The 12,749-nt window shown below is 68.1% G+C and carries 11 protein-coding genes; 9 read left to right on the plus strand and 2 right to left on the minus strand.

Features of this window, described 5'->3' with window-relative positions; genetic code table 11:
- Positions 1 to 43 precede the first annotated feature (43 nt).
- A complete protein-coding gene (locus AC3FNH_RS28885; protein WP_488722513.1) occupies positions 44 to 289 on the plus strand; it encodes a hypothetical protein in 246 nt (81 codons plus the stop codon).
- 49 nt (positions 290 to 338) lie between these two features.
- Here AC3FNH_RS28885 and AC3FNH_RS28890 read toward each other — a convergent pair whose 3' ends face one another.
- Entirely contained in the window at positions 339 to 1,106 is a 768-nt protein-coding gene (locus tag AC3FNH_RS28890) for a 5'-methylthioadenosine/adenosylhomocysteine nucleosidase (protein ID WP_488722514.1), read from the minus strand.
- A gap of 133 nt (positions 1,107 to 1,239) precedes the next feature.
- Here AC3FNH_RS28890 and AC3FNH_RS28895 point away from each other — a divergent pair, with 133 nt between their 5' ends.
- From AC3FNH_RS28895 to AC3FNH_RS28905, 3 genes are read left to right on the plus strand one after another with little or no spacing between them, the layout of a single operon-like run.
- Positions 1,240 to 2,268 carry a DUF2157 domain-containing protein gene (locus tag AC3FNH_RS28895; RefSeq protein WP_276098689.1) on the plus strand — a complete coding sequence of 343 codons (1,029 nt, stop codon included), beginning with the start codon at positions 1,240 to 1,242 and terminating at the stop codon, positions 2,266 to 2,268.
- The gene (locus tag AC3FNH_RS28900; protein WP_488722515.1) at positions 2,265 to 3,386 is read left to right on the plus strand and encodes a DUF4401 domain-containing protein; all 1,122 of its coding nucleotides are present in this window, start codon (positions 2,265 to 2,267) and stop codon (positions 3,384 to 3,386) included. The genes AC3FNH_RS28895 and AC3FNH_RS28900 overlap by 4 nt, the downstream gene beginning before the upstream one ends.
- A complete protein-coding gene (locus tag AC3FNH_RS28905) occupies positions 3,383 to 3,880 on the plus strand; it encodes a GDYXXLXY domain-containing protein (protein WP_488722516.1) in 498 nt (165 codons plus the stop codon). The genes AC3FNH_RS28900 and AC3FNH_RS28905 overlap by 4 nt, the downstream gene beginning before the upstream one ends.
- 208 nt (positions 3,881 to 4,088) lie before the next feature.
- On the opposite strand, the gene ychF is transcribed toward AC3FNH_RS28905, so the two are convergent.
- Positions 4,089 to 5,180 (minus strand): redox-regulated ATPase YchF, encoded by a 1,092-nt coding sequence (ychF, locus tag AC3FNH_RS28910; protein ID WP_488722517.1) that lies wholly within the window; start codon positions 5,178 to 5,180, stop codon positions 4,089 to 4,091.
- A 113-nt stretch (positions 5,181 to 5,293) separates the two neighbouring features.
- Between ychF and AC3FNH_RS28915 the strand changes: the two genes are divergently transcribed.
- The 5 genes from AC3FNH_RS28915 to AC3FNH_RS28935 all read left to right on the plus strand — a co-directional run bounded on the left by AC3FNH_RS28915 (position 5,294) and on the right by AC3FNH_RS28935 (position 12,729).
- A complete protein-coding gene (locus AC3FNH_RS28915) occupies positions 5,294 to 6,571 on the plus strand; it encodes a UbiH/UbiF family hydroxylase (RefSeq protein WP_276098685.1) in 1,278 nt (425 codons plus the stop codon).
- A 39-nt stretch (positions 6,572 to 6,610) separates the two neighbouring features.
- Complete coding sequence (locus AC3FNH_RS28920; protein ID WP_276098684.1) at positions 6,611 to 7,360, plus strand: DsbC family protein; 750 nt, start codon at positions 6,611 to 6,613, stop codon at positions 7,358 to 7,360.
- Positions 7,361 to 7,471: 111 nt separating this feature from the next.
- The gene (gene acuI / locus AC3FNH_RS28925; RefSeq protein WP_276098683.1) at positions 7,472 to 8,476 is read left to right on the plus strand and encodes an acrylyl-CoA reductase (NADPH); all 1,005 of its coding nucleotides are present in this window, start codon (positions 7,472 to 7,474) and stop codon (positions 8,474 to 8,476) included.
- A gap of 76 nt (positions 8,477 to 8,552) precedes the next feature.
- The gene (locus AC3FNH_RS28930; protein ID WP_488722532.1) at positions 8,553 to 10,367 is read left to right on the plus strand and encodes a M61 family metallopeptidase; all 1,815 of its coding nucleotides are present in this window, start codon (positions 8,553 to 8,555) and stop codon (positions 10,365 to 10,367) included.
- A 49-nt stretch (positions 10,368 to 10,416) separates the two neighbouring features.
- Positions 10,417 to 12,729, plus strand: a complete 2,313-nt coding sequence (locus tag AC3FNH_RS28935) for an FUSC family protein (RefSeq protein WP_488722518.1) — start codon at positions 10,417 to 10,419, stop codon at positions 12,727 to 12,729.
- Positions 12,730 to 12,749: the final 20 nt, after the last annotated feature.

Below are 12,749 nucleotides of genomic sequence, written 5' to 3' on the forward strand. Positions count from 1 at the left end.
CGGAATCTCCAGTCTGTGGTTCCGGAGACACATGGGAGTCAGGATGCTGGGCACATTGATCGTCGGATTGCTGGTTGGCCTGGCCGCGCGCCAGATGCATCCCGCCGGCACGGTCGTTTCCCTGCCGACCGCGCTGGTGCTGGGAATGGCGGGAGCTGCGGCGGCTTTCTACGGCGGGCGTGCGCTGCATCTTTTCACTGACGGGCAGATGAGCGGCTGGCTGGCGGCGATCGTCGGCGCCGCCGTTCTGGTCGGGATGTGGGGCGCGTTGCGGCCCCGCCACGGATAAGGTCAGAACTGACGATCCGGGCAGCAATCCGCGCCGACCGGGATGCGGATCAGGCGCGCGCCGCCAGGAAGCGGCGCAGGATGCCGTCCGAATAGTGGCTCGCTACATCCTTCAGGAATGCCGGAAAGTCCACGTGGGCGCTGTCGTCGGCGCGATCCGAGATCGTCCGCATGACCGCGTACCTCACCCCGTATTCATGGCAGACCTGGGCCACGGCGGCGCCTTCCATCTCCACGGCCAGCAGGTCGGGCAGGCATTCGCGCAGCCCGGCGACTGCGGTGGCCGCGTTGATGAACTGGTCGCCGCTGGCAATCAATCCAAGCTGCAGCGATGGCGTGCCGATGCCGAAGCGCTCGCGCACGGCGGGCGGGACATCGGTGGGCAGATCTTCGCGCAGGAAGCGGTCCGCTGCGGCGCGCAGCGCTTCGGTCAGGTTCGGGTCGGCGGGAAAGCGCGAGCGGTCCAGCAGCGGCACTTCATGGCGCGGGAACAGCGGGCGCGCGTCCAGGTCGTGCTGCATGGTCTCGCTGGCGATGACGATGTCGCCGACCCGCACGCCGTCGCCCACGCCGCCGGCCAGGCCGGTGAAGACGATCTCGTCCACGCCGAATTCCCGGATCAGGGTAGCCGTGGTGGCGGCCGCCGCGACCTTGCCGACGCGCGCGAGCACCAGCACGCAGGGCTGCCCGTGCAGGTGGCCCACATGGTAGTCGCGCATGCCGATGTGGTGGATGGTTGCGCGGGCGTCTTCATGGCGCATGGCCGCGACCAGGCTGTCGACTTCATCATGCAGCGCGGCGAGGATGCCGAGGGTCATGGGGCATGTTCGGAATGAAAGGCCAAAGCATACCGGTACGCGCTGCCCTGGCATAGTTCGCCCTGACCAATCCGCTGTGCGGCGCCAGCGGCGCTTTGCTAGAGTGGTTTCATTGCGACTCCGGGACAAGCGCATGACAACGACATCGACGCCGGCAACCGGCGAGCGCCGCGCCATCCGCCAGGCCCTGGCCGACTGGCGCGCGCAAGGGCGGCTGGCGCCCGGCAGCGTGGCGCGGCCGTGGGCGAGTACGGAGCCGGTGGCGGCCGACTGGCGCCGCTGGCTGGACCATGGGCTGCTGGCGCTGGGCACGGTGCTGCTGTGCGCCGGCGTGATCGTCTTCTTCGCCTTCAACTGGCAGGACCTGCACAAGTTCGCGAAATTCGCGGTGCTGGCCGCGGCCATCAGCCTGCTCGCCGGGTTTGCGCTGTTCCGGCCGCCCGCCGACATGGGTGGCCGCGCGGCACTTGGCGGTGCGCAGGTGCTGGCCGGTGTGCTGCTGGCCGTGATCGGACAGACCTACCAGACCGGGGCCGACGCCTGGCAGCTGTTCGCGCTGTGGACGCTGCTGGCCGTGCCGTGGGCGCTTGCCGCGCGCGCGGCGCCGCACTGGTGGCTGGTGATCGTGATCGGCAACGTTGCGCTGCTGCGTTATTTCAGCGTGCGCCTGGGCGTCGGCGGCATGTTCGAAATGCTGTTCGATGCCCGTTACGCGCGTACCACCACCTTGCTGTTGCTGGGCGCAGTGCTGCTGCAGCTGGCGCTGTGGGCATGGCTCGGCGCACAAGCTTCCTGGCTGGGCTTCCGGGGGCAGACCGGGGCGCGCATCCTGGCCGCGCTGGCCTGCTTTCATGCGGGTTTCGCGGGCCTTTGCGCATTGTTCGACAAGCACCCCGACCTGTCGGTCTTCGGGCTGGCGGCGATTGCGCTGCTGGCGCTGGGCTGGTGGTTCCGGCAGCGCGCCTTCGACATCGTGGTGCTGAGCCTGGCGAGCCTGACCGGCATCGTCCTGGTCGTTGCCGCGGTCGGCCGGCTGCTGATCGAGGGCAGGGCCGATTTCGGGGCCTTCCTGCTGCTGGGCCTGATCACCGTAGGCATGGCCGCCGGCGCGGCCGCGTGGCTGATGCGGGCTTACCGCGCGCAAACCGTGGAGCTGTCATGACCGAGGCCATCCAGACCGAACAGGCGCTGTGGCGCGAGCTGGCCGCGCGTGGCGAGGTGCAGGGCGACCCCGTTGCCAGAGTGCGGACGCCATGGGCGGTGCGTGCCTTGATGGGAGCGGCCGGGTGGCTTGGCGCGCTGTTCTTCCAGATGTTCTTCCTTGGCGCGGTCTTCGTCGCCGTACGCGAGGACGCCGGCGCGATTGCGGTGACCGGCTTTGCCATGATCATCCTCGCGGCGGTCCTGTACCGGCGCGGCTCGGGCATCGCGCTCGGGCAGTTCGCGCTGGCCGTGAGTCTTAGCGGCCAGGGCATGGTGATCTATGGCGTGGCGGAGTTGCTCGGCGGGGGGCGACTGATCGAGACGGCCGCGTTCTGGGTGTGCCTGGCCGTGTTCGAGGCTGCGCTCTACGCGCTGGTGCAGAACCGGCTGCACCGGTTCCTGGCCGCGCTGGGCGTGTGGATCGGACTGGCCGTCGCCGTCCATATCGTGCTGGCGGGTTCGGAGCGCAACGCATGGCTCACCATTCCGTGGTCGTTCGGCTGGCTGGCGCCGTTTGCGTGCGCGCTCGCGGCGTGGTTCACGGCAGCCGAGGAGCGCCTGTGTGTCACCGGCGTACATGGATGGTTCGAGCCCGCGATGGATGCCACGCTGCTGTTCGCGCTGGGCGCGGCGCTGGTGGTGACGGGCGCGAGCCATCCGCTGGCATGGCTCGGGATCCCGGAGACGGCACCGCGCTTTTCCGGCGCGCGCTGGCTGGCCGGCGGGCTCGTCGGTGTGGTGCTGGTCGGCTTCGCGCTGGTGGAGTCCCGGCGCCTGGCGCTGTCCGCCACAGCCGTTGCGATCCTGCTTGCCGGCACGGTGGCGTTCGGTGCCCTGATGGCGGCGGCTCCCGCTGTCGGCGCTGGCGCGCTCGCAATGGGACTGGCGTTGCGGCGGGCCTCGTTGCCTTGGCTGGGCCTGGGCATTGCGGCCATCGCGATCGGCTTCATCTGGTACTACAGCTCGTTGAATTGGACGCTGCTGGCAAAGTCCGTCACGCTGGTCGTTGCCGGCGTCATGCTGATGGTATTTCGTCAGTGGCTGGGACGTGCCGCGCCGGCAAAGGAGGCCGCATGAAACGCTGGATCCTGATTGCGTGGGCACTGACGCTGGCCCTGGCCGCGGTGGGCATCGCGGGCAAGGAGAGGCTGCTGGCGCGTGGTGACATCGTCCTCCTCAAGCTTGCGCCGGTCGATCCGCGCTCGCTGATGCAGGGTGACTATATGGCGCTGAACTTTGACATCGGCAACCGGATTCTTGCCGCGCAGGGCCGTGCCGATCGGCCTCCGCGCGACGGCGTAGCCGTGATTCGGCGCGACGAGCAGGGCGTGGCCAGCTTCGTGCGCATACACGCCGGCGAGCCGCTGGCGGCGGGCGAGCTGCTGCTGCGCTACCAGATCGCGCGCTCGCGCTGGGGCGGCATGCAGGCGCAGGTGTCGACGGATGCTTATTTCTTTCAGGAGGGGCAGGCGGAACGGTTTGCGCAGGCTGGCTATGGGGAGTTCCGTGTGAATGCGGACGGGCAGGCGTTGTTGGTGGGGCTGCGGGGGAAGGGGATGGAGAAGCTGTGAGGTCCTCCCTCAGAGGATGGGGGAACGACAGCGCAATCACAACCACAAAGCCCCGCCGGCTACGCCGGCGAAACAGCGGCACATGCCAAGCACGAAAAACCCAACCATTCCCCATTCCCGCAATCCGGCGAAGACCCCAAAAAAAGCCCGGCAATTGCCGGGCTTTCAGGTTGGATTCGAGATGTCATTAGACATCCAGGCTTTGGCGTCAGACGTTGAACAAGAAGTTCATCACATCCCCATCCTTCACCACATATTCCTTCCCTTCCGCCCGCATCTTGCCCGCTTCCTTCGCTCCGGTTTCACCCTTGAAGGCGATGAAGTCCTCATAGGCGATGGTTTGCGCGCGAATGAAGCCGCGTTCGAAGTCGGTGTGGATCACGCCGGCGGCCTTCGGGGCGGTATCGCCCACGTGGATGGTCCAGGCGCGGACTTCCTTCACACCGGCGGTGAAGTAGGTCTGCAGGCCCAGCAGCTTGTAGCCGGCGCGGATCACGCGGTCCAGGCCAGGCTCTTCCATGCCCAGGTCGGCCAGGAATTCGGCCTTGTCGGCATCGTCCAGGTCGGCGATCTCGGCCTCGATGGCGGCGCAGACGGCTACGACCGGCGAATCAGTGGTCTTGGCGTACTCACGCACGGCATCCAGGTGCGGGTTGTTCTCGAAGCCGTCCTCACGCACGTTGGCCACATACATGGTGGGCTTGGCGGTGATCAGGCAGAACGGGCGCAGGGCATCCCACTCTTCCGGGGCCAGGTCGAGCGTGCGCACGGCCTTGGCCTGGTCGAGCACGGCCTGTGCCTTTTCCAGCACCGCGACCAGACGCTGGGCTTCCTTGTCGCCAGCGCGGGCGGGCTTCACATAGCGCGCCAGGGCCTTCTCGACAGTGGCCAGGTCGGCCAGCGCCAGCTCGGTGTTGATGACCTCGATGTCCGACAGCGGATCGACCTTGCCGGCCACGTGGATCACGTTCTCGTCTTCAAAGCAGCGTACGACGTGCGTGATGGCGTCGGTTTCGCGGATGTTGGCAAGGAACTGGTTGCCCAGGCCTTCACCCTTGGAGGCGCCCGCTACGAGACCGGCAATGTCGACGAATTCGACCACGGCGGGCAGGATGCGCTCGGGCTTGACGATCTCGGCCAGCTTCGCAAGCCTCGGATCCGGCACTTCCACCACGCCTACATTGGGCTCGATGGTGCAGAACGGATAGTTTTCGGCGGCGATGCCGGCCTTGGTCAGGGCGTTGAACAGCGTGGACTTGCCGACGTTGGGCAGGCCGACGATGCCGCATTGGAGGCTCATGGTGACAGGCGGGAAATTGCAAAACCCATATTCTAGCGGATGGGCCCCCCGGGCCTTGCCCTGCCGTGCCTTGTGATCCAAGGGGCCGGGAGTGACGTGGCTATAATCCAGCCATGACCCGATCCCATGCGTCCGTGCGTAATTCCTCCGCTTTCCAGATTGCCGTCGTCGGCGGCGGCATCGTGGGCAAGTCCTGCGCCTTGCTGCTGGCGCAGCAGGGCATGAGCGTGGCCCTGGTCGCGCCGCGTCCGGCGCGCGGGCGTCCGCCAGCCGGTCCCGATGACTGGGACAGCCGCATCTACGCGTTTTCCGCGAGTTCGCAGGCGTTGCTGGCGCGCATGCGCGTCTGGGAAGCGCTCGATCCCGCCCGCATCCAGCCGGTGCGGGACATGCGCGTGTCCGGCGACGTGAGCGCCGCCGAAACGTCCCCGAGCCTCGATGGCGACCTGCATTTCTCGGCCTATGCGGCGGCGGTGCCGCAGCTTGCGTGGATCGTCGAATCCGGGCTCGTGGAGCGCGCCCTCGACACCGCACTCGGTTTTCAGCACCAGGTCCAGTGGCATGACGACACCGCCTCCGGCTTCGAGCGCGATGCCGACGGCGCCACGCTCACGCTATCCGGCGGCGCGAAGATTCGCGCGGCCTGCGTGGTCGGCGCCGATGGCGCGCGTTCCTGGGTGCGCCAGCAGTGCCATATCGGCGTGACCACGCGCCGCTATCGCCAGCTTGGGGTGGTGGCGAACTTTGAATGCGAACGGCCGCATCACGACACGGCCTGGCAATGGTTCCTGGGCGCGCCGGAAAAGCTCATGGCGGACGAAGAGGCGGCCAATGGCGAGATCCTGGCCATGCTGCCGTTGCCCGGTTCGCGCATGTCGATGGTCTGGTCGGCCGACGAGGCCCACGCGCACGAGTTGCTGGCGCTGTCGCCGGAGGCGCTCGCCGCCACGGTGATGCAGGCCGCCGCGGGCGCAGTCGGCAGCCAGTTCGGCGCGCTGCATTGCATCACGCCTGCGCAGGGCTTCCCGCTGGTGCTGCAGCGCGCGGAACAGTTCGTGCAGCCGCACCTGGCGCTGGTGGGCGATGCCGCGCACGTGGTGCATCCGCTGGCCGGGCAGGGCATGAACCTCGGTTTGCGCGATGTTGCGGAACTTGGCAAGGTCATGGCCGCCAAAGAACCTTTCCGCGGCGAGGGCGACCTGCGCCTGCTGCGCCGCTACGAACGGGCCCGCGCCACCGACCTGCTGTCGCTGACCGCTGCGACCGATGGCCTGCACCGGCTGTTCTCGCTGCCCGGCAGCATGGCGCGCGTGGTGCGCAATACCGGCATCCGCATGGTGGGCCGGCAGTCGCTGCTCAAGCGCTTCCTGATTGAACGGGCGCTCGGCTGACGCCGGGGCCCGGACCCTGACTGAATACCTGGAGTCGATATGTTCCAACTCATGCGCCGCCACCCCGCCTGGACCACCGCCATTGCAGGCGGCCTGGCGGCCGCAGGCTTTGCCCTGCACGCCATGGCGGCCGGCGAACCGGGCGCCGACCGCATCAAGGAATCCCTGCAGAAGATGCTGGGCGGCCGCGCGGAAGTGAAGAGCGTGACCAAGAGCCCGGTGCCGGGGCTCTTCGAAGTCAACGTCGGCGGGCAGGTGGTCTACACCGACGCCACCGGCCGCTATGTGATCAATGGCGAGCTGATCGATACCAAGACCGGCACCAACCTGACCGAAGAGCGCCTGGCGGACATCAACCGCATCAAGTGGTCCGACCTGCCGCTGGCGCGCGCCATCAAGTGGACCAAGGGGGACGGCAGCCGCCAGGTCGCCGTGTTCTCGGACCCTAACTGCGGGTACTGCAAGCGCATCGAGCAGACCTTCCAGCAGATGGACAACATCACGGTCTACACCTTCCTGTATCCGGTGCTCTCGCCGGATTCGGAGACCAAGGCGAAGCAGGTCTGGTGCTCGGCCGACCGCACCAAGGCCTGGCGCGACTGGATGCTGAACAAGGTGGCCCTGACCGGTAACGGCAACTGCAAGACCCCGGTCGACGACAACCTCGCGCTCGGCCAGAGCATGAATATCACGGGCACGCCGGCCGTGTTCTTCATGGACGGCACGCGCATCCCGGGCGCGGCCGATGCCGGCACGCTCGAACGCAAGCTCGCGAGCATCAAGAAGTAAGGCGCGGCCGGCGTCCCGGCCCGAGCAGGCGGCCGGACCCAGTCCGGCCGCTTTGCATTCCGGACCATCCCTTCCAGACAGACCGCCCGCAGGGCGGCACAGGAGACTTCCATGACGTTCCAGGCATTGCTGCTGACCCAGGCGGATGGCGCCACCCAGGCCAACATCGCCACGCTGGACGAGGGCCAACTTCCGGCCGACGGCGACGTGCTGGTCGCGGTCGACTATTCCACCATCAACTTCAAGGACGGGCTGGCCATCACCGGGCGCGTTCCGGTGGTGCGCAAGTGGCCGATGGTGGCCGGCATCGACGGCGCCGGCACGGTGCTGGAGTCGTCCCATCCGCGCTGGAAGGCCGGCGACAAGGTCATCCTGAACGGCTATGGCGTCGGCGAGACGCACTGGGGCTGCCTGGCACAGCGTGCGCGCCTGAAGGGCGACTGGCTGGTGCGCCTGCCCGATGCCTTCACCACGCGCCAGGCCATGGCGATCGGCACGGCCGGCTACACGGCGATGCTGTCTGTGCTGGGGCTGGAGCGCGGCGGCGTCAATGGTCCGGTGCGTCCGGGCGATGGCGAGGTACTGGTCACGGGCGCCTCCGGTGGCGTGGGCACGGTGGCGATCGCGATCCTCGCCAAGCTCGGCTATCGCGTGGTGGCTTCCACTGGCAAAAGCAACGAAGCGGATTTCCTCAAGGCGCTCGGTGCGGCGGAGGTCATCGATCGCGCGGAGCTGTCCGCGCCGGGCAAGCCACTGCAGAAGGAACGCTGGGCGGCGGTGGTCGACGCGGTCGGCTCGCACACGCTGGTCAACGCCTGCGCGCAGGTGCGCTACGGCGGCGTGGTCACGGCATGCGGACTCGCGCAGGGCATGGATTTCCCGGCGTCCGTGGCGCCGTTCATCCTGCGCGGCGTGACGCTGGCCGGTATCGACAGCGTGATGGCCGCGATGGCCTTGCGCGAGCAGGCCTGGGCGCGGCTGGCGACGGACCTGGAGCCGGACCGCCTCAACGCGATCACGCGCGAGATCGGACTGGGCGAGGCCATCGAGGCTGGCCGCAGCATCGTGGAAGGCAAGCTGCGCGGGCGCACCGTGGTCAACGTCAACCGCAGCTGATCGCGCCCGACGGCCTCGGCCAGCCTCGGCCAACCTCGGCAGATCGCGCCGAATGACGAACGATACAATCATGCCCATGACGCCGATCCGCTATGCCATTGCCCCGCTTCAGCCCGAAGCGCATCTCTTCGCCGTCACCGTCACGGTGACCTCGCCCGATCCTGCCGGCCAGCGCTTCTTCCTGCCGGCCTGGATTCCGGGCAGCTACATGATCCGCGAATTCGCCCGCCATATCGTGCGCATCCGCGCCGACGCGGGCGGCAAGCCGGTGGCGCTGACCAAGCTCGACAAGCACAGCTGGCAGGCTGCGCCGGTCGACGCATCGGCCGGTGCGCTCACGCTGAGCTATGAAGTCTATGCCTGGGACCTGTCGGTGCGCGCCGCGCATCTCGACACGACCCACGGTTTCTTCAACGGCAGTTCGGTGTTCCTGTGCGTGGACGGGCAGGAGGACCAGCCCTGCACCGTGGATATCCACGCGCCCGCCGGCGACGCGTACCGCAACTGGCGCGTGGCCACCGCGATGCGCGAGGCATCGGGCCGCGAGGGCGCCAAACGCCATGGCTTCGGCCGCTACCAGGTCGCCGACTATGACGAGCTGGTCGATCACCCGGTCGAAATGGGCGACTTCCTGCTGGCCACCTTCCGCGCATGCGGGGCCCAGCATGACGTGGTGTTCACAGGCCGCGTGCCGCAGCTTGACATCGAGCGTGTCTGCCGCGACCTCAAGCGCATCTGCGAAACCCAGATCCGCCTGTTCGAGCCGCGCACCGCACGCGCGCCATTCCTGGACAGCAATCGCCGCTATGTCTTCATGACGATGGTGACCACGGATGGCTACGGCGGCCTGGAACACCGCGCCAGCACCGCGCTGATGTGCGCGCGCTCGGACCTGCCGGTGCGCGGCGACAGCGAGTCCAGCGAGGGCTACCGCACCTACCTGGGCCTGTGCAGCCACGAGTATTTCCACACCTGGAACGTCAAGCGCATCAAGCCCGCCGCGTTCGTGCCGTACCGGCTGCGGGAGGAATCCTACACGCCGCTGCTGTGGCTGTTCGAGGGCTTCACCAGCTACTACGACGACCTCGTGCTGGTGCGCTCGGGCTGCGTGACCGACACCCAATACGTCGAGATGCTGGCCAAGACCTGGAACGGCGTGCTGCGCGGCAACGGCCGCACCAAGCAGAGCGTGGCGGACAGTTCGTTCGATGCCTGGACCAAGTACTACCGCCAGGACGAGAACGCGCCCAACGCCATCGTCAGCTACTACACCAAGGGCTCGCTGGTGGCGCTGACGCTCGACCTGACCATCCGCGACAAGACCGGCGGGCGGCGCTCGCTCGACGACGTGATGCGCGCGCTGTGGCAGCGCTACGGGCGCGACTTCTATGCGCCGGATGCGGTCCGGCGTGGCGTCACGGAGGCCGAGGTCCATGCACTGTTCGACGAGGTCACGGGCCTGCGCCTTGGTGCGTTGCTGCGCTCGCTGACCGAAGGTACCCGCGAACTGCCGCTGGCGCCGCTGTTCAGGCGTTTCGGCGTCAAGTCCGAGGCGCAAAAGGCGACCCGCGCCGCGGCGCTGGGCATCAAGACCAAGACCGACGATGGCTGGGTGCGGGTGACCCAGGTGCTCGACTGCGGCGCGGCGCAGGCTGGCGGCGTGTCCGCGGGCGACCTGCTGGCCGCGGTCGACGGCCTGCGCGTGGCACCTGGCCAGTTCGACAAGCTGCTGGCGCGCTACCGTGCCGGGGATCCCGTCACGCTGCACGTGTTCCGGCGCGACGAGCTGCACGTGCTGCCGCTGACGCTCGCACGCGAACCCTCGGCGCAGCACAAGCTGAGCCTGGAAAGCGGGCGCCACACAGCGCGCACGCGCTGGCTGGGCCACTGAAATCCGCGTGCCCCGCAGTATCTCCGCAGCCTGACCCAGCCACGCGTCCATGCAATACGCGCACGATCCCCGCACCTTCGTCTATTCGCACTATGTCTACCGTGGCCTGCGCTCGGCCACGGGGGTGATCGGCGCCACGCTGATCGCGCTGCAGTTCGCCGACCTGCCCACCGCGATGGTGGTGTCGATGGGCGCGCTGTGCACCAGCCTGATGGACTTGCCGAGCCCGGTGAGCCACAAGTTCAACGAGATGCTGGCCAGCGTGCTGCTGACCAGCGCCGTCACGCTGGCGGTGGCGCTGGCCACGCCGTTCCCGCGCGTGATGCCATTCGTGCTGGTGCTGGTCACCTTCATGGCCGGCATGATGACGGTGTACGGCAACAAGACGCTGCCGCTGCAGTTCTCCACGCTGTTCGTGATGACGCTGACCATCAACGAGGACTTCGTGGTGCGCCGCGCGCTCGAGCACACGGGGCTGTTCCTCATCGGGGCGGTGGCCTACCTCGCGTACGCCATGCTCGTGAGCTGGGTCACCGAGCGCCGCACCAAGCAGCAGATCCTGGCCGAGTCGCTGTACGAGATGGCCCGCTATCTCGAGGTCAAGGCCGGCTTCTACGACGCCGGCAGCGACTACGACGCCCAGTTCAACCAGCTGGTGCGCCAGCAGATCATCGTCGCGGAGCGCCAGCAGGCCGCGCGCGACCTGGTGCTGCGCGGCAACCGTACGCCGCATGACGGGCTGCTGGTGCAGGTGCACCTGCGCATGCTCGACCTGTACGAGTACATCCTGTCCACCAACACCGACTATCCGCTGCTGCGCCAGACCTTCGGCGGCACGCCGGTGCTGGACCAGCTGCGCAAGCTTGTGCTGCTGATGTGCAAGGACGTCGAGGAGATTGCCTACGAAGTCACGCGCGGTCGCCCGTCCTATGCCGCCGTGGACTATCGGGAAGGCCTGCGTGCCGTGGAGGCCGGGATCGCGCAGCTGCGCCACCACCACATCTCGCCGGCGGCGATGACGGCGCTGGCCGAGACGCTGGACATGATCCGCGGCGCGATCACGCTGGTGGGGCAACTGCACGAGGCGTCGCGCACGCCCGTGGAGCCGGCCAAGGTGCTGCCGGGCGCCGACATGACGCCGTTCCTCACGCGCCAGAAGTACGAGCTCGGCGTGCTGCGCGACAACCTCAAGTGGCGCTCGCCCGCATTCCGCTTCGCGCTGCGGATCTCGATGGCGGTCGCGCTCGGGTTGTGGGTCGCGGACCACGTGCCATACGCCTCGCACGGCTACTGGATCCTGCTGACCATCATCGTCATCCTGAAGCCCAATTTCAGCATGACCAAGCAGCGCTACAACGACCGCGTGATCGGCACGCTGATCGGCTGCATCATCTCAGTGGGCATCCTGAGGGTATTCCACGAACCGCTGATCCTGCTCGGTTTCCTGTTCCTGGCGCTGGTGGCAAGCGCGGCGTTCGTGACCATCAAGTACCGCTATACGGCGATCGCGGCCTGCGTGCAGGTGCTTATCCAGATCAACCTGCTGATGCCGAACACCCAGAACGCGGCGGGCGAGCGGCTGGTGGATACGGTGATCGGTGGCATCATCGCCTCGCTCTTCAGCTTCGTGCTGCCGAGCTGGGAGTACCGCGCCATTCCGAAGCTGGTGGAAGGCGTGCTGCAGGCCAACTGCCGCTATATCGCGGCCACGCGCGACCTGCTGCTGCGCCGGGCCAAGGACGACTTCGCCTACCGCGTGCAGCGCAAGCAGTTCATGGATGCGCTGTCGGCACTGATCGGCTCGTTCCAGCGCATGCTCGACGAGCCCAGGAGCCGGCACCGCGCGGTGGACAACCTGAACCGGTTTATCGTGCAGAACTACCTGGTGGCGGCGCACGTGGCAGCCGCGCGCATCCAGGTGCGGCAGCACTACACCGATCTCGACATCCCCGCGGCGGAAACGGCGATCGAGCAGGCGACCGATGCCGCCAGCCGCAGCCTGCAACTGGCGATCGAACGGCTGGCCGCGGACGACCGCTCGGGCAGCCGGGGCGCGGGCTTCATCCGCGCCGGCGAGCAGGTGGCCAGCGCCGGCAGGCCGCCGCTCGAAGGCCCGCCGCCCGAACATGCCGATGACCGGCGCGCGCGGCTCGCGGACTCGGCCGACCGGCGCCGGGCCGACGAGCTTGCGCACGCGGCGGCGGCAGGGGAGTCCGCCCACGAAGCCGGCCCGACCGCCAGTTCCACGGGCCGTCCCGCCAATGCCGTGCTGGAACGCCGCCTGCGCGCGCTGCGCGAGGACGCGGCCAAGATCGCGCTGCGCACCGGTGCGATTGGTCGGGCGATGCGGATGCGGGACTGAGGTACGGGCAGGGAATAGGA

This window comes from Cupriavidus sp. 22TCCZM01-5 (assembly GCF_057798915.1).